19 protein-coding genes are annotated in these 20,450 nt (G+C 70.8%); 14 read left to right on the forward strand and 5 right to left on the reverse strand.

The features are described 5' to 3' along the window. Positions 1–5: 5 nt before the first annotated feature. Both JHB91_RS07925 and JHB91_RS07930 read right to left on the reverse strand, forming a co-directional pair. Entirely contained in the window at positions 6–293 is a 288-nt protein-coding gene (locus JHB91_RS07925) for a co-chaperone GroES (protein ID WP_199374883.1), read from the reverse strand. Positions 294–495: 202 nt separating this feature from the next. Beyond that, positions 496–1,005 carry an acyloxyacyl hydrolase gene (locus JHB91_RS07930; protein ID WP_199472329.1) on the reverse strand — a complete coding sequence of 170 codons (510 nt, stop codon included), beginning with the start codon at positions 1,003–1,005 and terminating at the stop codon, positions 496–498. Between the two features lie 145 nt (positions 1,006–1,150). On the opposite strand from JHB91_RS07930, the gene JHB91_RS07935 reads away from it, so the two are divergent. The 13 genes from JHB91_RS07935 to JHB91_RS07995 all read left to right on the forward strand — a co-directional run bounded on the left by JHB91_RS07935 (position 1,151) and on the right by JHB91_RS07995 (position 17,613). After that, the gene (locus JHB91_RS07935) at positions 1,151–3,049 is read left to right on the forward strand and encodes an endonuclease (protein ID WP_199472330.1); all 1,899 of its coding nucleotides are present in this window, start codon (positions 1,151–1,153) and stop codon (positions 3,047–3,049) included. A 240-nt stretch (positions 3,050–3,289) separates the two neighbouring features. Then, complete coding sequence (locus JHB91_RS07940) at positions 3,290–5,650, forward strand: protein-disulfide reductase DsbD (protein ID WP_233398661.1); 2,361 nt, start codon at positions 3,290–3,292, stop codon at positions 5,648–5,650. Then, on the forward strand, positions 5,650–6,243 hold the full coding sequence (locus JHB91_RS07945) for a TlpA disulfide reductase family protein (protein WP_199472332.1): 594 nt from the start codon (positions 5,650–5,652) through the stop codon (positions 6,241–6,243). Before JHB91_RS07940 ends, JHB91_RS07945 begins: the two co-directional genes overlap by 1 nt. A gap of 122 nt (positions 6,244–6,365) precedes the next feature. Further along, complete coding sequence (gene aroQ / locus JHB91_RS07950) at positions 6,366–6,812, forward strand: type II 3-dehydroquinate dehydratase (RefSeq protein WP_199472333.1); 447 nt, start codon at positions 6,366–6,368, stop codon at positions 6,810–6,812. Between the two features lie 64 nt (positions 6,813–6,876). Further along, positions 6,877–7,356, forward strand: a complete 480-nt coding sequence (gene accB / locus JHB91_RS07955) for an acetyl-CoA carboxylase biotin carboxyl carrier protein (RefSeq protein ID WP_199472334.1) — start codon at positions 6,877–6,879, stop codon at positions 7,354–7,356. Between the two features lie 10 nt (positions 7,357–7,366). Further along, positions 7,367–8,734, forward strand: a complete 1,368-nt coding sequence (accC, locus tag JHB91_RS07960) for an acetyl-CoA carboxylase biotin carboxylase subunit (protein ID WP_199374876.1) — start codon at positions 7,367–7,369, stop codon at positions 8,732–8,734. Positions 8,735–8,878: 144 nt separating this feature from the next. After that, positions 8,879–10,879, forward strand: a complete 2,001-nt coding sequence (locus JHB91_RS07965; RefSeq protein ID WP_199472335.1) for a hypothetical protein — start codon at positions 8,879–8,881, stop codon at positions 10,877–10,879. An 86-nt stretch (positions 10,880–10,965) separates the two neighbouring features. Further along, a complete protein-coding gene (gene prmA / locus JHB91_RS07970) occupies positions 10,966–11,892 on the forward strand; it encodes a 50S ribosomal protein L11 methyltransferase (RefSeq protein WP_199472336.1) in 927 nt (308 codons plus the stop codon). 49 nt (positions 11,893–11,941) lie between these two features. Beyond that, positions 11,942–13,012, forward strand: coding sequence for a DUF3426 domain-containing protein (locus JHB91_RS07975; protein ID WP_199472337.1), 1,071 nt, complete (start codon positions 11,942–11,944; stop codon positions 13,010–13,012). 86 nt (positions 13,013–13,098) lie between these two features. Continuing rightward, a complete protein-coding gene (fis, locus tag JHB91_RS07980; RefSeq protein WP_199374872.1) occupies positions 13,099–13,371 on the forward strand; it encodes a DNA-binding transcriptional regulator Fis in 273 nt (90 codons plus the stop codon). A gap of 71 nt (positions 13,372–13,442) precedes the next feature. Beyond that, positions 13,443–15,014: a bifunctional phosphoribosylaminoimidazolecarboxamide formyltransferase/IMP cyclohydrolase gene (gene purH / locus JHB91_RS07985; protein WP_199472338.1), complete on the forward strand. Its 1,572-nt coding sequence runs from the start codon at positions 13,443–13,445 to the stop codon at positions 15,012–15,014. Positions 15,015–15,072: 58 nt separating this feature from the next. Next, positions 15,073–16,359, forward strand: a complete 1,287-nt coding sequence (gene purD, locus JHB91_RS07990; protein ID WP_199472339.1) for a phosphoribosylamine--glycine ligase — start codon at positions 15,073–15,075, stop codon at positions 16,357–16,359. Positions 16,360–16,377: 18 nt separating this feature from the next. Beyond that, positions 16,378–17,613, forward strand: coding sequence for an MgtC/SapB family protein (locus JHB91_RS07995; protein ID WP_199472340.1), 1,236 nt, complete (start codon positions 16,378–16,380; stop codon positions 17,611–17,613). Between the two features lie 19 nt (positions 17,614–17,632). On the opposite strand, the gene JHB91_RS08000 is transcribed toward JHB91_RS07995, so the two are convergent. Genes JHB91_RS08000 through JHB91_RS08010 form a run of 3 tightly spaced genes read right to left on the reverse strand, consistent with a single transcriptional unit; the run spans position 17,633 to position 19,696 of the window. After that, positions 17,633–18,121 carry a TPM domain-containing protein gene (locus JHB91_RS08000; RefSeq protein ID WP_199472692.1) on the reverse strand — a complete coding sequence of 163 codons (489 nt, stop codon included), beginning with the start codon at positions 18,119–18,121 and terminating at the stop codon, positions 17,633–17,635. Between the two features lie 11 nt (positions 18,122–18,132). Beyond that, positions 18,133–19,062, reverse strand: coding sequence for a TPM domain-containing protein (locus JHB91_RS08005; protein ID WP_199472341.1), 930 nt, complete (start codon positions 19,060–19,062; stop codon positions 18,133–18,135). A 19-nt stretch (positions 19,063–19,081) separates the two neighbouring features. Continuing rightward, positions 19,082–19,696, reverse strand: a complete 615-nt coding sequence (locus tag JHB91_RS08010) for a LemA family protein (protein WP_199472342.1) — start codon at positions 19,694–19,696, stop codon at positions 19,082–19,084. Positions 19,697–19,859: 163 nt separating this feature from the next. Between JHB91_RS08010 and JHB91_RS08015 the strand changes: the two genes are divergently transcribed. Further along, a complete protein-coding gene (locus JHB91_RS08015) occupies positions 19,860–20,396 on the forward strand; it encodes a helix-turn-helix domain-containing protein (RefSeq protein WP_199472343.1) in 537 nt (178 codons plus the stop codon). Positions 20,397–20,450: the final 54 nt, after the last annotated feature.

Consider the following 20,450-nt stretch of genomic DNA (forward strand, 5'->3'; position numbering starts at 1 on the left):
GGGGCTCAGCCGAGGACGGCGAGGATGTCGTCTTCGCGCACGATCTTGTATTCGACGCCTTCCAGCTTGTAGGCGGAGCCGGAGTACTGGCCGTAGATGACCTTGTCGCCGACCTTGACCTTCGGCGCGCGCACGGTGCCGTTGTCGAGCGCCTTGCCCTCGCCGACCGCGACCACTTCGCCCTTGGTGGGCTTTTCCTTGGCGTTGTCCGGGATCAGGATGCCGCCGGCGGAGACTTCGTCGGCTTCGATGGGCTTGACGACCACGCGGTCGTAGAGCGGCTTCAGGTTCATGGCAATCCTCACAAGTTATTGATTGGGTTGAAGAAACGGGGGTATCGGGCGCGAATTCTAGCAGTCGGCCATGCCGAGTGCCAAAACCCGGGCCACGAAAACCCGGCAATGCCGGGATGCACGGAAGATGGGGCGGGGCGGGCCGGGATCAAGGCCCCGGCGGAACAAGGATGTGCGCCGGGCGGAACGCCCGGCCGGTGCGCTAGAAGCGCCAGCCGGCCACGAGCATGGTCTCGCCGTCATTGGGCGAGTTCAGGCTGGCATTGGAGATGTGGCGCACCAGCAGCGAGAACCGCTCCCAGCGCCAGCCGCCGGTGGTGATGAACTGCACGTCGCCCGACAGGGCGTCGGTCTCGCCCGCCTGACCGCCCACGCCGGCGCCCAGCGTCAGGCCGCTGTCGGTGCGCTCGTAGCGCAGGCCGACATGGCCCACCACCACGCTGTCGCCCAGGTCACGGCCCACCACGTCGCCGCGTCCGTCGACGTAGACAACGCCTGCATCTGCGCGCAGCACGGCGTTGTGCATCTGCATGAGCTCCGGCAGCCAGGCCACCGATGCAACCGGCGTGAACTCGCGGTCGGTGGTGTTGGACGCGCCGAGCGCGATCTCGATATCCGCCGCCTCGCGCGCGGCGACGGGCCCGGCGGCAAGGCCCAGGAGAACGACGACCAGGCCCGCAAGGGCCCTGGAGCTGTGGATCGGAGAGAACATCGATTCGGCGTGAATGCGGGGGAGTCATCACGATACGTGGACGGCGTCACGCCGGCGTGCAGGCAAATGGAAAGCTGCGTGCGCTTGCTATAGCAACCGTCATATGGGCGGGGTACGCTCGCCCGCTTTCACAGGGGAGTCACCTATGCGTCGTTCCACACTATCGGTCCGCTGCGCGATCGCGCTGGCCGCGTTCGCAGCACTTCCGGCTCACGCTGACGTCTTCGTCAACGAGATCCACTACGACAACGCCGGCACCGACGTGGGCGAGGCGATCGAGATCGTCGCCAGCGCGGGCGAAAGCCTCAGCGGCTACCAGGTCGTGCTCTACAACGGCAGCAACAACGCCAGCTATTCCACCACCGCGGTGCCCGCGGGCAACGTGGTCGCGTGCGGCGGCCAGGTGCGGCTGGCCACCATCAACTATCCGCTGGACGGCCTGCAGAACGGCTCGCCGGACGGCATCGCCCTGGTCGACCCGCAGGGCAACGTGGTCCAGTTCCTGAGCTACGAAGGCGCGATGACCGCCAACAACGGTCCGGCCGCGGGCCTGACCAGCACCGACATCGGTGTCTTCGAGTCCAACATGGCGCCGGTCGGCACGTCGCTGCAGCTTGGCGGCACCGGCAACACCTATGCCGATTTCAGCTGGGCGGAATCTGCCACGCAGACCTTCGGCACCTGCAACAACAACCAGTCCTTCGGCGAGGCCGGCAACGCCGCGCCGCGCGTCACCACCACGTTCCCGGCCAACGGCGGCACCGACTTCCCGTACGCCGCGGACCTGAGCGTGACCTTCAGCGAGCCGGTGGTCGCCCAGCCCGGCGCGTTCGTGCTGGCCTGCGACGGCCTGCGCCGCCAGCGCCTCGACCTCGACCATGTCGCCCAGGCGACCACCTTCGCCCTCACCCCGGCCAAGCCGCTGGTGCCTGGCCAGGCGTGCTCGCTGCTGGTTGACGCGACGCACATCGCCGACCTCGACGGCGCTGCGCTTGAAGCCGACACCGACGTGGCGTTCAAGGTGAAGCTCCCGCTCGGCGGCGGCAACGGCGGTGCGGGCTACTACGGCCTGGTGAACACCTCCAGCCCCGGCCAGCTACGCTGCTCGCTGCACGAAACCATCAACGGCCACGTGGCCTATCCGTACAGCGGCAGCGGCACCAGCACCTGGACGATCCTCGAGATCGCCGACGAAGATCCGAACGACGCCGGCAAGATCCTCGACGTGTACCGCAACCGCAGCTACACCAAGGGCACCGACCGCGCCGGCAGCGGCGGCAGCAACAAGTACAACCGCGAACACACCTGGCCGAACTCGCTCGGCTTCCCCAGCACCACCGGCAACAAGGGCTTCCCCAACGCCCCGTACACCGATGCGCACATGCTTTACCTGAGCGACGAGCTCTACAACTCCAATCGCGGCAACATGCCCTTCGACAACTGCACGCAGGCGTCCGGCTGCACCGAGCGCGTCACCGAGGCCAACAACGGCCGTGGCGGCGGCAGCGGCACGTATCCCGGCAACTCGAACTGGTTCAAGGGACCGAACGGCAACCAGGGTTCGTTCGAAGCCTGGGGCGCGCGCAAGGGCGACATGGCACGCGCGGTGCTGTACATGGCGATCCGCTACGAAGGCGGAGTGCACCCGACCAACGGCCAGGCCGAGCCCGACCTCGAGCTCACCAACAACCGCAGCCTGATCGTGGGCACGTCGTCGTCGCCGGCCTACATGGGCATGCTGTCCACCCTGCTCGACTGGCACGCCGGCGATCCGCCGGATGACGCCGAGCGCGCGCGCAACGAAGTGGTGGCCGCGTACCAGGGCAACCGCAACCCGTTCATCGACCATCCGGAGTGGGCGAGCAACGCGTTGTTCACCTCCACCACGCCGACGGTCTGCGAACTCGGCACGCCCGGTGGCGACACGCCGCGCAACCCGAAGCTGCGTCCGCCGTACCGCCCTTCCACGACGGCCACGCCGTCGAAGGTTGTCGCTGCACCGGTCAAGGTATCGGCACCGGCTATCCGCAGCGCTGTCCGCTGAGGCAAGGTTCCACCTGCGAGGGCCGGCCGATGTCGCCGGCCCTCGCATGGCATGCCGGCGGCAATCGCCGGCCTGCCCGATGCACGGGGACCGCGCAACTGTGTGTCCCAGGGGCCGCTCATCGCGACGCGCCGCCTGCCTGCGGGCCATGTCTCCGCTACCCTAGGCTGCCCTCCCCGCACCCGGCGCCCGTTGAACGCTCCCTCCATCACGTCTGCCGCCAGCTGGCGCCGCGCATGCCTGGCGCTCGCCCTGCTTTTCCTGCCATGCGTGGCCGTTGCCGCCGTCGACGTCGACGACCTGCTGCCGGTCGACGAAGCCTTCGTGCTGCGCGCCCAGGCGACCGACGCGGGGCGCATCGAGCTCGCCTGGACGATCGCCGACGGCTATTACCTGTATCGCCACCGCATGGGCGCCGAGCCCGTGGACGCCGGTTTTTCGGTGGATGCCCGCGGCCTGCAGCTGCCCGCCGGGCGCCGGCACACCGACGAATTCTTCGGCGAGGTCGAGACGTATCGCGGCCGCGTCGAGGCGGTGCTCACCGGGCAGGCCGGCGCTGCCGCCAGCACGCGCCTGAAGGTCCGCTACCAGGGCTGCGCAGACCTCGGCGTCTGCTATCCACCGCAGACGCGCATCGTGACCGTGGCCCTGCCGGCTGCGCCCTCGAACGCGGCCCCTGACGCCGGCTTCGCCGCACTTGGCCGCGCCCTCGGCGGCGGCGCACCGCAGCCCGGCGCACCAGCCCTGGCCGCAGGCGGCAAGGCGGACGCGCTGCCACTGCCCGAGGCGCAGGCGTTCGGTTTCGAAGCGATTGCCGGCGACGGCAACACGGTGCTGATGCGCTTCACCCCGGCGCCCGGCTACTACCTGTACCGGGACCGCAGCAGCTTCCGGCTCGAGGCCGACGGCATCACCGCCGCGGCGCCGCGCTGGCCGCGCGGCGTGTCGCACCACGACGAACACTTTGGCGACGTGGTGGTCTATTTCGACCAGGTCGACGTGCCGCTGCCCCTGCTGCGCAGGCACGGCGAAGCCCGCCAGGCCACGTTGACCGCCACGTTCCAGGGATGCCAGAACGACGGCATCTGCTACCCGCCGATGACGCGCAGCGTGCGCCTGGCGCTTCCGGCCGGAACGGTCACGCCCGCCGCGACGCCAGCAACGACGCCCGGCGACGCGGCCACGGCGGTTGGGGCCGACGCGGGCGTCCGCGACAACGCCGCCGGCGACGGGGGTGATGTCGAAGCCGGCGATGGCGACAGCGGCGCGGCGCGCTTACCGAGCTCCGGCACCGGCAGCGGCGTGGCCCCGAGCGGCGACGCCAGCGCGCCTGCGGCAACCCCGGACGCCACCAGCGACAACGCCGCGCGCAGCACGCCGCCGGCCGCGGCGGGCACCGGCGTGCTGGCCGCCCTGCTGCTGGCGCTTGCCGGCGGCCTGCTGCTCAACGTCATGCCCTGCGTGCTGCCGATCCTCTCGCTCAAGGTGCTGGGGCTGGCGCAGACCGGCTCCGGCCGCGCCGCCGCGCGCCGCCACGCGCTCTGGTACACCGCCGGCGTGCTGGCGGCGTTTGCGGTGATCGGCCTGCTGGTGATCGCGCTGCGCGCCGCTGGCCAGGCGCTGGGCTGGGGGTTCCAGCTGCAGCAGCCGGGCTTCGTGGCTGCGCTGGTCCTGCTGATGGCCGCCGTGGGACTGAGCCTGTCGGGGGTGTTCACCATCGGCGGCAGTGCCAACCTGGGCCGCGGACTGGCCACGCGCAGCGGTCCGCTCGGGGACTTCTTTACCGGCGTGCTGGCCTGCGTGGTGGCCAGCCCGTGCATCGCGCCGTTCATGGGCGGTGCGCTGGCGTTCGCGTTCGCCGCGCCCACGCCCGCGGCGCTGGCGGTATTCCTGGCGCTGGGCCTGGGACTCGCGCTGCCGTTCCTGCTGGTCGGCTTCGTGCCGGGGCTGGCGGACCGGCTGCCCAAGCCCGGCGCCTGGATGGAGACGCTGAAGCAGGTACTGGCGTTCCCGATGTACCTGACCGCGATCTGGCTTGCGTGGGTGCTCGGCAAGCAGCGCGGTGTGGACGCGATGGCGCTGGTGGCGATCGGCGTGGCGCTGATGGCGCTCGCCCTGTGGTGGTTCGAGCGTGCGCGCATGCGCGGCGGATGGCGGCGCCTGCCGGCGCTCGCGCTGCTGCTGGTGGCGCTGGCCCCGGTGTGGATGGTCGCGCGCCTGCCGCCGCCCGAGCGGGTGCAGCAGCCGGCCGGTGAGGCCACCGTCGCCTACTCCGCCGCGCGGCTGCAGGCGCTGCGCGACGAAGGCCGGGTGGTGTTCGTGAACATGACCGCCGACTGGTGCGTGACCTGCAAGGCCAATGAGCGCGGCACGCTGACCAGCGACGCGTTCCGCGACGCGCTGGAGCGCGCCGGCGCCACCTACATGGTCGGCGACTGGACCAACGTGGATCCGGAGATCAGCGCGTTCCTGGCCGTGCACCGCGCGGTCGGGGTGCCGCTGTATGTCGTGTACCCGCGCGACGGCGGTCCGGGCGAAGTGCTGCCGGCCGTGCTCGACCGCGCGACCGCGGTGGCCGCCATCGAACGGGCGGCGCGCTGATGCGCACGCGGACCGTGGTGCTGGCGGCGCTGGCCGCCGGGGTGCTGGGGATCGTGGCCGGCCTGGCGGTGAACGGCCCCGGCCCGCTGCTGCGCACCGAGCTGGGCCAGCGGGCGATGCAGGGCGCGATGTCCGCCGTCGCGCCGCCCGCGCCGGACGGCCTGCAGGTCGCGACGCGTGGAGAGCCGGTCCCGACGATCACCCTGCCCGGCCTGGATGGCGCACCGATCATCGTCCCGGGCGACTCCGCAGGGCGACCGCTGCTGGTGAACCTGTGGGCCAGCTGGTGCGGGCCGTGCATCGAGGAGATGCCGGAACTGGAGCGCTTCGCCGTCGAACAGGGTGCCAACGGCGTGCAGGTCCTCGGCATCGCGCTCGATGACCAGGCCGCGGTGGAAGACTTCCTGGCGCGCATTCCAGTCAGCTACCCGATCGCGATCGATACGCCCGGCCCGCGCGATTCGGGCGTGCAGCTCGGCAATCCGCGCGGCGTACTGCCGTATACGGTGCTGATCGGTGCTGACGGGCGCCTGCTGAAGCAGCGGATCGGGCCGTTCTCGCACGGCGAAATCAGCGGCTGGGCGGCCCCCTGAGGGCGCCCACTCAAACGCGCGCTTAAAACAGCGGTATTTGGCGCAACTTCTGCGATCTGGACACGATCCGACGCTTGGCGCAGACTGGCCGCCGTTTTTGGCCACGGGCCGCGCAGCAGCGAATGGGCAAGCTCCTCGTCCTCCATGGACCCAACCTCAACCTGCTCGGCAGCCGCGAGCCGGAGATCTACGGCCGCGACACGCTGGCGTCGATCGACGCCGCGCTGCGCGCGCGGGTGGAGGCCGCGGGCCACGCATTTGAGAGCCTGCAGTCGAACGCCGAGCACGTGCTGGTCGATCGCGTCCAGGCGGCTGCCGCCGACGGCACCGGCTTCATGCTGATCAATCCGGCCGCATTCACCCACACCTCGGTGGCCCTGCGCGACGCGCTGGCCGCGGTCGCCGTGCCGTTCATCGAGGTGCACCTGTCCAACCCGCACGCCCGCGAGCCATTCCGTCGCCAGAGCTTTTTCAGCGACCTGGCCGTCGGCGTGGTCTGCGGCTTTGGCGCCACCAGTTATTCGCTTGCCCTGGATGCGGCCCTGCCGCGCCTGGGCACCGCGCCCTGACTTTCCGCAACTCCCCATTCCCATCGCCTGCGCACCAGCGCGGACACCACCAGACGAGGCCCGCATGGACCTGAGAAAAATCAAGAAGCTGATCGACCTGCTCGAGGAATCCAACCTCGCCGAGATCGAGATCAAGGAAGGCGAAGAGTCCGTCCGCCTGGCACGCGTGCCGCGCGGCACGGCGGCGATGTCCGCGCCGGCACCGGCGGACTACCACCGCGGCCCGCCGATGCCGATGCAGTCGCCGGTCGACGCCGCCACCGGCGGGCGCCCCGCCGCCACCGAGCCCACCGGGCCGGTGCTGCCTGACGGCCACGTCGTGCGCTCGCCGATGGTCGGCACGTTCTATTCGTCGCCGGCACCCGACAAGCCGGCCTTCGTCACCGTCGGCCAGGCGGTCAAGGCCGGCGAGACGCTGGGCATCATCGAGGCGATGAAGATGTTCAACCCGATCGAGGCCGACGTCGGCGGCACCGTGCTCGCCGTGCTCGGCGAAAGCGGCCAGCCGGTCGAGTTCGACCAGCCGCTGTTCGTGATCGGCTGAGGCGCGGACCATGCTCGACAAGGTCGTCATCGCCAACCGCGGCGAGATCGCGCTGCGCATCCTGCGCGCCTGCCATGCGCTCGGCATCCGCACGGTCGCGGTGCACTCCACCGTCGACCGCAACCTCAAGCACGTGGCGATGGCCGATGAATCGGTATGCATCGGGCCGGCGCCGTCGCAGCAGAGCTACCTCGACATGGCCAGCATCATCGCCGCCGCCGAGGTCACCGATGCGCAGGCCATCCACCCCGGCTACGGCTTCCTGGCCGAGAACGCGGACTTCGCCGAGCGCGTGGAGCAGTCCGGCTTCGTGTTCATCGGCCCCAAGGCCGACACCATCCGCCTGATGGGCGACAAGGTGGAAGCCATCCGCGCCATGCAGGAGGCCGGCGTGCCCTGCGTGCCCGGCAGCGGCGGCCCGCTCGGCGACGAGCCCGAGGCCAACGTGAAGATCGCCCGCGAGATCGGTTATCCGGTGATCGTGAAGGCCTCCGGCGGCGGCGGCGGGCGCGGCATGCGCGTGGTGCATACCGAAGCCGCGCTGGTCACCGCCATCCAGACCACCAAGGCCGAGGCCAAGGCCGCGTTCGGCAACGACATGGTCTACATGGAGAAGTTCCTGGAGAACCCGCGCCACGTGGAGATCCAGGTGCTCGCCGACGGCCAGGGCAACGCCATCCACCTCGGCGAGCGTGACTGCTCCATGCAACGCCGCCACCAGAAGGTGGTCGAGGAGGCACCGGCGCCGGGCATCAGCGCCGAACAGCGCGAGGCGATCGGCCGGACCTGCGTGGAGGCCTGCATCCGCATCGGCTACCGCGGCGCCGGCACGTTCGAGTTCCTGTACGAGGACGGCCGCTTCTACTTCATCGAAATGAACACCCGCATCCAGGTGGAGCATCCGGTCACCGAAATGGTCACCGGCATCGACCTGATCCGCGAACAGCTGCTGATCGCGTCCGGTCGGCCGCTGTCGATCCGCCAGGAGGACGTGGTGTTGAACGGCCACGCGATCGAATGCCGCATCAACGCCGAGGACCCGGACAGCTTCCTGCCCTCGCCGGGCCTGATCCAGCACTTCCACGCCCCGGGCGGGCCGGGCGTGCGCGTGGACTCGCACATCTACGAGGGCTACCGCGTGCCGGCCAACTACGACTCGATGATCGGCAAGCTGATCGTGCACGGCGCGACGCGCGAGCAGGCGATCTGCCGCATGCGCGTGGCGTTGTCGGAGATGGTGGTCGACGGCATCAAGACCAACATCGCGCTGCAGCAGCGCATCCTCGCCGACCGCGGCTTCGAGGACGGTGGACAGAACATCCACTACCTCGAGAAGCGGCTGTCCGAGCGCAAGGACATGGCGCTCTCGATCCTCTGATGCATCGGGGGGCGCCCTGCGCCCCTTCTTTTCCCGCGGCGCAGCATGCGCCGGCGCACGTGGTTGACACGCCCGGTTCTCGCATATGCTCGGACGTTCGTCGGACCGGGGGGGCCGACATCACGTTCAAGGGAGAGAGAACCGATGCGTCTTTGCAGGAAGAACGTCCTACCCGTCGTGATCGGCGGCTTGCTGGCGGCCGGCGTCGCCGGCACCACCGCCACCGCGCTCGCGCAGTCGCAGGCGCGCACCGCCGTCGACAGACCCGCGACGGGCGAAGTGCAGTCCAGGCCATGGGCCGTCGCCGGTGGCGACATCGGCATCCGCTGGAACAACGACCTTGCCGGCGACCTCGGCATCCGCATCCGCCCCGCTTCGGTGCTCGGCACGCGCGCCAGCGACGGCTCCGAGCGCTTCGCCCTGCAGCCGTTCTCGCAGCTGCGCTTCAACGTCGACAACGGCTATGCACGCGAGATGACCGGCGGCGCGCTGCAGGCGCGCGGCGGCTACCGGCTTGAACTGCGCGACGGCAGCATCGACCTCGACGGCTTCCGCCTGGTCCCGCGCAAGGTCGCGGCCGGTGCCGAGCCGGAGTTCGACCTGGTCGGCGCCGACGGCGTGGCCTGGTTCCATGTCGACCACGTGATGCACGAACTGCTCGACGACCCGGCAGCGCTCACCATCGGTTCGTCCGACATCATGATCAGCGAGCGGCTGGCCAGGCGCATCGGCGCGCCGTATGCCGCCGGCTGGCCGATCGGCGAGGTGCAGCTGGACGCCACCGTGCAGGTGCGTGGCAGCGGCGGCGCGCGCCCGCTCGCGAACTACATCACCTGGCACGGCGCCCCGGCGCCCAATGGTGGCGTCTACGAAAACGACCTGTTCATGCAGAACACCACGCTGTACTACACGCGCTGCCGCAGCTGCACCGGCCCCAACGGCAGCGGCCAGGTGGTGTTCACGCCGTCGTCGACGCTGAAGAACAACGTCAACGAGGGCAACATCAGCGCCACCGTGCCCGGCGATCCGCTTGGCACCAGCACCGCGCGCTGGACCGCCACCATCCCGTGGTACCAGAAGTTCACCGCGCCGTCGCCGCCGTACCAGAACGACCAGCACCCGTACCTCATCTGGAACATGTACCGCACCAACGCCGACGGCAGCATCGAGCAGATCGGCCGCTCGGGCGTGAAGCAGGCCTACCTGACCACCAACGGCAGCTGCCTGGACAGCGGCGACCACCATGGCCACGCCCTGGGCCGCGGCTGCACCGACACCTACTCGGCCGGCAACAACGACTACACGCAGGGCCTGTCGCCGCGCAGCGAACTGGTGCCTTCCGCCGGACTGTGGGGCCGCTGCGGCTCGACCTTCGACACCAACTGCGACGGCGTCATGAACACCGGCCCTGGCGACGAGTACTGGGAGCGCCTGGTGGTGCGCGAATCGCAGATCGCGCCGTCGCTGCATCCCGGTGCCACCTGGATGTACGAGTCCTGGTACATCGCGCGCGACGACATCAACATCTACAACTCGATGTCGTCCCGCCCGGTCACGCCCGCGTGGACCGGCTCCACCTGGAACGCCAGCAACGGCAGCGAACGCCTCGGCCCGGCGATCGACCGCTGGTTCGCACAGGGCAATACGCCGACCAATCCGCGCAATCCGAAGCTGGGCGCCCGCTTCGAGCGGACGCTGATGACCGAACTCGTGACCGAGGCTTCGCGCGCCAAGGTGGCGGTGAAGGCCAAGCGCCTGCCGAGCGGGCTGTGGCAGTACCACTATGCGGTGATGAACTTCGAGTTCGCGTTCGCCGACATCACCGGTACCAACCCGAACATCCGCGTGGCGAACGGCCAGGGCTTCGACGCCTTCGCGCTGGCCACCAGCGCGGGCGCCCAGGTGTCCGGCACGGTGTTCCGCGATGGCGACATCAACGCGGGCAATGACTGGCAGTTCAGCACCGGCGGCAGCGGCATCGAGTGGCGCGACGCGGCGGGCGGGAATTCGCTGTCATGGGGCGTGCTGTACTCGTTCACGCTGATGTCCACCAAGCCACCGGTGGACGGTGTCGCCACCCTGCGCGCCGACGGCACCACGCGGCCGCGCAGCTTCCAGGTGGCCACCCTCGTGCCTGGCGCCTGAGCCAACGGCCGGCCCGGGGCAGTCCCGGGCCGGCTTCCACGCCGGCAAGGCCGTACCATGCACGCCCCAGGTCCCGGTGGCGTGCGATGCCCTTCCTCGAACTGACCCTGCGCTGCCGCGAATCCGAGCAGGCCCGCTACGAACACGCGCTCGACGACGTCGGCGCGCTGGCGGTGACCATGCTCGATGCCGATGCCGGCACCAGCAACGAACACGCGATCCTCGAGCCCGGCGTCGGCGAGACGCCGCTGTGGGACGACATCAGCCTGACCGCGCTGTTCGCGCACGATGCCGACGCGCTGCTGCTGCTCGCCGCGCTGGAAAGCTTCGACCCCGACCTCGACTGGGCACGCGTGGCGTTCCGCCGCGTCGAGGACCAGGACTGGGAGCGCGCCTGGATGGACCAGTACGAACCGCTGCGCTTCGGCGAGCGCACCTGGATCGTGCCGTGGAACCGCGAACTCCCTGGCGATGCCGCCGGCGCCGATGCCGCGGTGGTGCGCCTCGACCCCGGCCTGGCGTTCGGATCCGGCACCCACCCGACCACCGCGCTGTGCCTGCGCTGGCTGGACGGGCTGGCGGCCGATGGCGTGCTGGCCGGCGCGCGCGTGCTGGATTTCGGCTGCGGCAGCGGCATCCTCGCGCTGGCGGCGCTGAAGCTGGGCGCGGCCGAAGCCACCGGCATCGACAACGATCCGCAGGCACTGCTCGCGACGCACGACAACGCCGCCCGCAACGGCGTGGATGCGCGCCTGGCCGTCTTCGCGCCCGACGACGCGCCGCCCGGCACCTGGCCGGTGGTGGTGGCCAACATCCTCGCCTCCGCGCTCGATGCGCTTGCCGACACCATCGCCGCGCGCGTGGCGCCGGGTGGGCGGCTGGCGCTGTCGGGCATCCTTGACGGCCAGCAGGACGCGCTGCTGGCGCGCTACGGCACCTGGTTCGACGATCTCGACGTGGCCATCGACGGCGACTGGGTGCGTATCGACGGCGTGCGCCGCAGCGTGGCGTGAGCGCCCGGGTGCCTGCACGGCGTCCGCCGCGCATGCTTGAATAGTCGCCATGTTCATCAACTGCCCGTACTGCCGCGGCCTGATCGCCACCGATCCGGCCACCGACCTGCCGCCGCCGCGCTGCCCGCGCTGCGCGGCACAGCTCGATGCCACCCGGCCGCCGGAGCAGGCGCATGACGTGCTCGGCCCCGACGCCGACGCGATCGAAGCCGCGCGCAGCGGCGTGGCCGCGGCCATCGAAGATGCCTTCGGACCCGCGCGCGATGCGGACGCGGAGCTGCTCGCGCGCCCGGCGATCTCGGTGGCTTCGCTGCTGCGGAGCGGCACCGATGTCGCAGAAGGCGACGTTGCGCCGCAGGATGCGGCGGCGTCGACAGCAGTCGCGGCGGCACCTGCCCCGTCGCCCGACCTCGCGAATGCGGTGAAGCTTGCTGACGGAGAACACGCGGCGAACGCGGAGGAAGCCAGCCTGGACACCGCGGGCCCTGGCGTTCTCCCGGATATCGCCGACGACGTACCCACACCCGCAGGCGACGTGCCCGCCCAGCCCGCCGCTGCGGACGCCTCCGTCATCGCGCCGACACCGGCACGCCGCACCGGCAAGCCGGCGCCGAGCTTCGCCCGCGCGCGTCGCATCGCCGCCGATGTGCCGCCCGGGCGGCGCTGGGTCATGCCGGCCGCCATCGTCGGCCTGACCGCACTGCTCGGCGTGCAGTGGCTGCTCGCCGACCGCGCACGGCTGGCGGCCGACCCCGCCTGGCGTCCGGTCGTGGCCCGCACCTGCGCGCTGCTGCGCTGCACGCTGCCGCCGTGGCGCGAGCCTGCCGCGTTCGCGCTGCTCGAACGCGACGTACGCCCGCATCCGCAACGCGCCGACACGCTGCGCATCACCGCCAGCTTCCGCAACAACGCCGCCTGGCCGCAGCCGTGGCCGGAGGTGGTGCTGACCCTGTCCGATGTCGACGGTCGCCCGCTGGGCACGCGCGCATTCGCGCCCGACGAATACCTGGGGCAGGCGCCGGACGCCGCGCTGATCGACAGCGGCGCGGGCGCGGTGATCCGAATGGACGTGCGCGAACCGGGCCGGGGCGCGGTCGCCTTCATGTTCGACTTCCGCTGAGTCGGCGCCAATTGGCTTGCCCGCCGGGCGCGCGCTAGACTCGTCCGTGATCCGCGCCACCAGGGCGCGGTGCTTCCGGGACCTCTTTGAACGCTGCCGACCAATCCGAGCCGCCTGCGCGCGGCACGCCGCGTCCGCCGCTGCGCGAGCACGTCGCGAACGCCGTGCGCCGCTATATCCGCGACCTCGACGGCTGCGATGAAGAGCATCTCTACGAGATCGCCCTGCGCGAACTCGAGATCCCGCTCTTCGTCGAGGTCCTGAACCACTGCGAAGGCAACCAGAGCCGCGCCGCGGCGATCCTCGGCATCCACCGCGCCACGCTGCGCCGCAAGCTGCGCGACTACGGCATCGTCTGAAGCCGCGGTGCGGGCCGGTGGTTCGGGCCCGGTCGTATAATTGCCGCTTTCCCGCTGCCCCCACGCATCCCATGACCATCGACCGCCTGCCCCTGCGCCGGGCCCTGCTGTCCGTCTCCGACAAGACCGGGCTGGTCGACCTCGCGCGCGCACTCGCCGCACGTGGTGTCGAACTCCTCTCCACCGGCGGCACCGCGCGCACGCTGCGCGACGCCGGACTGGCGGTGCGCGATGTCGCCGACGCCACCGGCTTCCCGGAAATGATGGATGGCCGGGTCAAGACCCTGCACCCGGTGGTGCACGGCGGCCTGCTCGGGCGCGCCGGCACCGACGAGGCGGTGATGGCCGAACACGGCATCGCGCCGATCGACCTGCTGGTGCTCAACCTGTATCCGTTCGAGCAGGTGTCGGCCGATCCGGCCAGCAGCCTGGATGACATCGTCGAGAACATCGACATCGGCGGCCCGGCGATGCTGCGCTCGGCGGCCAAGAACTTCGCGCGCGTCGCGGTGGCGACCGATCCGGCGCAGTACGCCGGCGTGCTCGCCGAACTCGACGCCCACGACGGCACGCTGTCGGCGAAGACGCGCTTCGCGCTGTCGGTCGCGGCGTTCAACCGCGTGGCGCAGTACGACGCCTGCATCAGCGACTACCTGTCGTCGATCGGCGACGACGGCACGCGCGGCGCATTCCCCGCGCAGGCGAACGGCAGCTTCGTGAAGGTGATGGACCTGCGCTACGGCGAAAACCCGCACCAGCGCGGCGCGTTCTACCGCGACCTCTACCCGGTGCCGGGCACGCTGGCGACGCTCACCCAGCTGCAGGGCAAGGAGCTCAGCTACAACAACCTGGCCGATGCCGACGCGGCGTGGGAATGCGTGCGCCAGTTCGACACGCCGGCCTGCGTGATCGTGAAGCACGCCAATCCCTGCGGCGTGGCCACGGGAGCGGGCTGCAGTGATGCCTACGAGCGTGCCTACGCCACCGACCCGACCTCGGCCTTCGGCGGCATCATCGCCTTCAACACCACGCTTGACGCCGCCACCGCCAAGACGATCCTCGACCGCCAGTTCGTCGAGGTGCTGATCGCGCCGGACTACGACGCGGGCGCGCTGGATGTCGCGCGCCGCAAGGCCAACGTGCGCGTGCTGCGCATCGCGCACGGCGCGGGCCGCAACATGATGGACGTGAAGCGCGTCGGCTCGGGCCTGCTGATGCAGGACGCCGACAACCGCGAGGTCACGCGCGAAGAGCTGCGCGTGGTCACGCGGCGTGCGCCCGACCCGGCCGAGTTCAACAGCCTGCTGTTCGCCTGGCGGGTCGCGAAGTTCGTGAAGTCGAACGCGATCGTCTACGCCAGCGGCCAGCACACCGTCGGCATCGGCGCCGGGCAGATGAGCCGCGTGGTGAGCGCGAAGATCGCCGGCCTGAAAGCCGAAGAGGCCGGGCTCGAAGTGCCGGGTGCGGTGATGGCGTCGGATGCGTTTTTCCCCTTCCGCGACGGCATCGATGCCGCGGCCGCGGCCGGCATCCGCGCCGTGATCCAGCCTGGCGGTTCGATGCGCGACGCCGAGGTGATCGCCGCCGCCGACGAGCACGACATCGCCATGGTGTTCACCGGCGTCCGCCACTTCCGGCATTGATGCCCGGCTGCGCCGGGCATCAATCCCATCCCACCCAGTTGAACGGCGAGGTTGACGCATGAAAGTCCTGGTCATTGGCTCCGGCGGCCGCGAGCACGCGCTGGCCTGGAAGCTGGCGCAGTCGCCTGACGTGCACGACGTCCTCGTCGCCCCCGGCAACGCCGGCACCGCGACCGAGGGCAAATGCCGCAACGTCGCCATCGCCGTCACCGATCTGGATGCGCTGCTGCAGCTGGCGCGCGACGAGGCGGTAGCGTTCACGCTGGTCGGCCCCGAGGTGCCGCTGGTTGCCGGCATCGTCGATCGTTTCCGCGCCGCCGGGCTGCGCATCTTCGGCCCCACCGCCGCCGCCGCGCAGCTCGAGGGCAGCAAGGCCTTCGCCAAGGCATTCCTGGAACGCCACCGCATTCCCACCGCGCACTACGCGGTGTTCACCGACGTGGATGCAGCACTCGCGCACGTGCGCGCCCGCGGCGCGCCGATCGTGGTCAAGGCCGACGGCCTGGCCGCCGGCAAGGGCGTGATCGTCGCGATGACGCTGGCCGAGGCGGAAGCCGCGGTCGCCGACATGCTGGACGGCAATGCGTTCGGCGACGCCGGCGCGCGCGTGGTGGTGGAAGAATTCCTCGACGGCGAAGAGGCCAGCTTCATCGCCATCGTCGACGGCACGACCGCGCTGCCGATGGCCACCAGCCAGGACCACAAACGCGTCGGCGACGGCGACACCGGCCCCAACACCGGCGGCATGGGCGCGTATTCGCCGGCGCCGGTGGTCACGCCCGAAGTGCACGCGCGGGTCATGCGCGAGGTGATCGAGCCAACCGTGCGCGGCATGGCCGCCGACGGCATTCCCTTCACCGGGTTCCTGTACGCCGGCCTGATGATCGACGGCGAAGGCATGCCCAAGGTCATCGAGTTCAACGTGCGCTTCGGCGACCCGGAAACCCAGCCGGTGATGATGCGGCTGCAGTCGGACCTCGCGGCACTGGTCCAGGCCGCCATCGACGGCCGGCTGGCCGGCATGGAGGCGCGCTGGGATCCGCGGCCGGCGCTGGGCGTGGTGATGGCGGCCGAAGGCTACCCGGACGCGCCGCGCACCGGCGATGTCATCAACACCTGGGACGTGCCCGACCTCGACGACACCCGCGTGTTCCACGCCGGCACCCGCCTCGAGGGTGGCCAGGCGGTCACCGCCGGTGGCCGCGTGCTGTGTGTCTGCGCCCTGGGTGACAGCGTCGCCGACGCGCAGCGGCGCGCCTATGCCGAACTGGCCGGCATCTCCTGGCATGGCGAATTCCACCGCCACGACATCGGCTGGCGCGCGATCGCGCGCGAACGCGGCTGACGCAACAGGCGCTGCGCCATGGACTGGAACGAAGTGGTCCGAGCGCTCAGCGCCGCGCTCGGCATCGGCCTGCTGATCGGCGCGGTGCGCGAGCGCGCGCACACCGAAGGCACCGGCATTGCCGGCGTACGCACCCATGCGCTGCTGGGCCTGCTGGGCGCCATTGGCTACGGCTTCGGCATCGCCGCCTGGATCGCGGTGCTGCTGGCCGTCGCCGTGCTGGCGCATGCCGCCTACGTGCGCACGCGCAACGAGGACCCGGGCCTCACCGGTGAAGTGGCGATGCTGCTCACCGTGACGCTGGGCGGGCTGTCGCGCGAATCCGCATCGCTGGCCGCGGGCCTGGGCGTGGTGGCTGCGCTGCTGCTGTGGGCGAAGGATCCGCTGCGGCGCCTGAGCCGCGAGCTCATCAGCGAGCGCGAAGTGAAGGACGGCCTGTTGCTCGCCGCCGCCGCCCTGGTGGTGCTGCCGCTGCTCCCCGACGTGCCGCTCGATCCCTGGGGCGTGCTGCAGCCGTCGATGCTGTGGCGGATCGTGGTGCTGGTGCTGGCGGTGGGCATGCTCGGGCACGTCGCGCTGCGCGCGGTCGGCGCGCGCCGCGGACTGCCGGTGGCCGGCTTCTTCTCCGGCTTCGCGTCGTCCACCGCCGCCATCGCGAGCTATGGCCGCCTGGCGCGCGACGAACCGCGGCTGTCGACCGAAGCCGCCGCCGCGGCGCTGCTGTCCAACCTCGCCTCGGTGCTGCTGCTGGCGGCGGTGATCGGCGCGGTCTCGCCGGGGTTCCTGCGCGCGGCGGCGTGGCCGCTGGGCGGCGCCGCGATCGGCCTGCTGCTGGTCGCTGCCACCGGCCTGCACCGGACCCGCGGTGACACCCCCGCCGCCCAGGCACCGCAGGCGCGCGCCTTCCACCTGAGCCACGCACTTGGGGTCGCGCTGCTGATCGCCGCGGTGATGCTCGCCGCCGAGGCCCTGCGCCGCATGTTTGGCGACGCCGGCGCCCTGGTCGGTGCAATGGTCGCCGCGCTGGCCGAACTGCAGGCCGCGGGCGCCACCATCGCGCGGCTGGCCGATCTCGGCGGCCTGTCGCACGCGCAGGCGCGATGGGGCGTGGCTGGCCTGTTGGCCGCGTCCGCGCTGACCAAGGTGGTGCTGGCCTTCGCCAGCGGCGGCGCGCGCTATGGCCGCATCGCCGGCGGCGGGCTGGTGCTGATGGTGGTGCTGGCCGCGCTCGGTGCGTGGCTGGCGCCCGACTGATCCTCCGACGCGGCGCCGCTCAAAGCAGCCGCGGCAGGTCCCGCAGCTCGTTCTCGTCGACATCCCCCGTCATGCGGGGAAAGTGATGGACCAGCAGGCCCGTGACCGCGCCGACGCCGGCCATTGCGGCCGCTTCCGGCTCCCCCGCCGCGAGCCGTTCTTCCATCAACCGGCATGCATCGCGCCACTGCGCGTCGCCGACCAGCCCGTCGAACCCGCGGTCGGCGACGATCTCGATCCGGTGGTCGGCCAGCAGCAGGTAGACCAGAACGCCGTTGTTGGCCTGCGTGTCCCAGACGCGCAGCTGCGCGAAGACGTCGAGCGCGCGCTCGCGCGCGGTCATGCCCCGGACCACGCGCCACGCCGGCAGCGCCGGCTCCACCGCGAAGCACACCTCGCCGCGGTGGCGCTGTTCGCCCGCCGCCACGGCGTCCGCGATCCGCTGCAGGCTGGCGGCGGGAAACACGCCGCTCGCCTCGGGCGCGAACAGGTGCCGCAGCAGGCGCATCACCATCGCCATCACCAGCTCCCCGAGGCGCCACCGCCTCCGCTCATGCCGCCGCCGCCAGACCAGCCGCCACCACCTCCGCCCCCTCCGCCGCCGAAGCCGCCACCGCCCCAGCCACCGCCGCCAAACCCGCCCCAGCCGCCATGGCGCACGTAGCGCCCACCCGAGGCCTTGGACAGTCCGAACAGGAAGCCGATCACCGCGGCAATGCCGCCCAGTCCGAGCGCGGCCGAAAGCAGCCAGGCCGCGGCACCGGCGGCGCCGCCGGTGAACAGGCCACGCAGGAGCGCGGGTGCGCGCCCGAACACGCCGCGCACGATGGTCGCGACCACGAACGCGGCGAACAGTGCGCCCAGCCAGTTGCTTCCACCGCCACCGCCTCGATCACCGTCACCGCGGTGTCCTGCGATCGGCTCCGGCAGCGGCTCGCCATCGATCAGCCGCACCAGCACCGCGGTGGCATCGATGATCCCGCCGCCGTAGTCGCCGGCCCGGAACTTCGGCGCCATGTATTCCTGGATGATCCGCCCCGCGGTGATGTCCGGGATCGCGCCTTCCAGCCCGTAGCCGGGCTGGATGCGCACGCGGCGATCATCCTTGGCGACCACCACCAGCACCGCATCGTCGACGCCCTTGCGCCCGGGCCGCCACTGGTCGAACACGCGCTGCGTGTACTGCTCGATCGATTCCGGCTGCGTGCTGGCGACCACCAGCACCTGCAGCTGGCTGCCCTTGCGCTGCTGCAGGTCCAGCGCCTGGCGTTCCAGCTGCGTGCGCTGCGCGGTATCGAGGGTGCCGGTGGTGTCGACCACCGGCGAGTCCAGCGCCGGCACCGCGGCGAGCTCCTGCGCGCGTGCGTGCTGCCCCGGCAGGCATGCCAGCACGAACGCCAGCAACAGGCCCGGCCACCATCCGCCGATCACCTCCGCGCGCCGGCGCATCGTGGCGCTCCGCGGCCGCTCAGGCCACCAGCTGCGTTTGCAGCTGCGGCTCGTGGGCCGCCGCCGCGCCAAAGTCGACCGCCGGCGCCTCCTGGAGTTCGCGCTCGTTCTCGACGTTGAAGTTGGGCCGCACCTTGTGGCCGAACATCATCGCGACCAGGTTCTGCGGGAACGAACGGATATAGGTGTTGTAGTCCTGCACCAGCTGGATGTAGCGGCCGCGGGCCACCGTGATGCGGTTCTCGGTGCCCTCCAGCTGCGTCTGCAGGTTGAGGAAACCCTGGTCGGCCTTGAGGTTGGGATAATTCTCCACCACCACCATCAACCGCGACAGCGCGCTCGAAAGCTCGCCCTGCGCCTGCTGGAACTGTTGCAGAGACGCCGGGTCGTCGGCGTTGACATTGATCTCGCCCACCTTGGCGCGCGCCTCGGTGACCGCGGTCAGCACCTGCTGCTCATGCGCGGCGTAGCCCTTCACCGTCGAGACCAGGTTCGGAACCAGGTCCGCACGGCGCTTGTACTGGTTGAGCACTTCGGACCAGCCGGCGTCGACCGCCTCGTCCTTCTGCTGGATCTGGTTGTAGCCGCAGCCGCTCAGCATCGCGGCCAGCACCATCAACAGGATGTAGCGCATCGCCCCGCTCCCATGGGTTTGTCGCGCGCATTCCAGCATCGCCAAGGGAAAGGCGCGATGAAGGCATCGCCGGCCATGCCGGACGGATGCCCGGGACATATCAAATCCCGTCATATGGGGGTATCCCGCTATTCCAACGGGATACTGTGACGATGACCCTCACATGGATATTTGCCGGGTTATCGCTAAACTCGCGAATCCCCCGAACAAGGTATTGCCGGTGTCCAATCTCGCCTCGACTCTCAAGACTGAAATCTCGCGTCTTGCGCGCAAGGAAATCAAGACGCAGACCGATGCGCTGCGCAAGGCCAGCAGCGGTTACCGCCGCGACATCGCCGAACTCAAGCGCCAGGTGGCCGTGCTGTCCCGGCAACTGAAGAAGTCCGGCACCAGGCAGGCGGTCGATACTTCCGGCGACGAGGATGAAACCACCTCATCGCGCTTTTCCGCCAAGGGCCTGAAGTCGCTGCGCGCGCGCCTCGACCTGTCCGCCGCGGACTTCGGCAAGCTGGCCGGCGCCAGCGCGCAATCGGTGTACAACTGGGAAAACGGCAAGACCATTCCCCGCGCCACCCAGGTCGCGGGCATCGTGCCGCTGCGTTCGCTCGGCAAGCGCGAGGCGCAGGCGCGACTCGAGGCGCTGTCGAGCGCACCCAAGGCGAAAGCCAAGCCGCGTGCGAAGAAGGCCGCGAGCGCCTGATACATCGGACGGCACGCCACCTGCCTGTCGTCCGCACCGCGCAACAGGTCTGCT

Source organism: Luteimonas sp. MC1828 (genome assembly GCF_016461615.1).
In the GTDB taxonomy this organism is placed as follows: domain Bacteria; phylum Pseudomonadota; class Gammaproteobacteria; order Xanthomonadales; family Xanthomonadaceae; genus Luteimonas.

Coding starts and splice junctions, on each gene's coding strand:
- JHB91_RS07935 (WP_199472330.1), top strand. CDS start 1,151: ATGCGTCGTTCCACACTATCGGTCCGCTGCGCGATCGCGCTGGCCGCG.
- JHB91_RS07925 (WP_199374883.1), bottom strand. CDS start 293: ATGAACCTGAAGCCGCTCTACGACCGCGTGGTCGTCAAGCCCATCGAA.
- accC (WP_199374876.1), top strand. CDS start 7,367: ATGCTCGACAAGGTCGTCATCGCCAACCGCGGCGAGATCGCGCTGCGC.
- JHB91_RS07975 (WP_199472337.1), top strand. CDS start 11,942: ATGTTCATCAACTGCCCGTACTGCCGCGGCCTGATCGCCACCGATCCG.
- JHB91_RS08015 (WP_199472343.1), top strand. CDS start 19,860: ATGGATATTTGCCGGGTTATCGCTAAACTCGCGAATCCCCCGAACAAG.
- JHB91_RS07965 (WP_199472335.1), top strand. CDS start 8,879: ATGCGTCTTTGCAGGAAGAACGTCCTACCCGTCGTGATCGGCGGCTTG.
- purD (WP_199472339.1), top strand. CDS start 15,073: ATGAAAGTCCTGGTCATTGGCTCCGGCGGCCGCGAGCACGCGCTGGCC.
- aroQ (WP_199472333.1), top strand. CDS start 6,366: ATGGGCAAGCTCCTCGTCCTCCATGGACCCAACCTCAACCTGCTCGGC.
- prmA (WP_199472336.1), top strand. CDS start 10,966: ATGCCCTTCCTCGAACTGACCCTGCGCTGCCGCGAATCCGAGCAGGCC.
- accB (WP_199472334.1), top strand. CDS start 6,877: ATGGACCTGAGAAAAATCAAGAAGCTGATCGACCTGCTCGAGGAATCC.
- JHB91_RS07995 (WP_199472340.1), top strand. CDS start 16,378: ATGGACTGGAACGAAGTGGTCCGAGCGCTCAGCGCCGCGCTCGGCATC.
- JHB91_RS08010 (WP_199472342.1), bottom strand. CDS start 19,696: ATGCGCTACATCCTGTTGATGGTGCTGGCCGCGATGCTGAGCGGCTGC.
- JHB91_RS08005 (WP_199472341.1), bottom strand. CDS start 19,062: ATGCGCCGGCGCGCGGAGGTGATCGGCGGATGGTGGCCGGGCCTGTTG.
- purH (WP_199472338.1), top strand. CDS start 13,443: ATGACCATCGACCGCCTGCCCCTGCGCCGGGCCCTGCTGTCCGTCTCC.
- JHB91_RS07945 (WP_199472332.1), top strand. CDS start 5,650: ATGCGCACGCGGACCGTGGTGCTGGCGGCGCTGGCCGCCGGGGTGCTG.
- JHB91_RS07930 (WP_199472329.1), bottom strand. CDS start 1,005: ATGTTCTCTCCGATCCACAGCTCCAGGGCCCTTGCGGGCCTGGTCGTC.
- JHB91_RS08000 (WP_199472692.1), bottom strand. CDS start 18,121: ATGCGCCTGCTGCGGCACCTGTTCGCGCCCGAGGCGAGCGGCGTGTTT.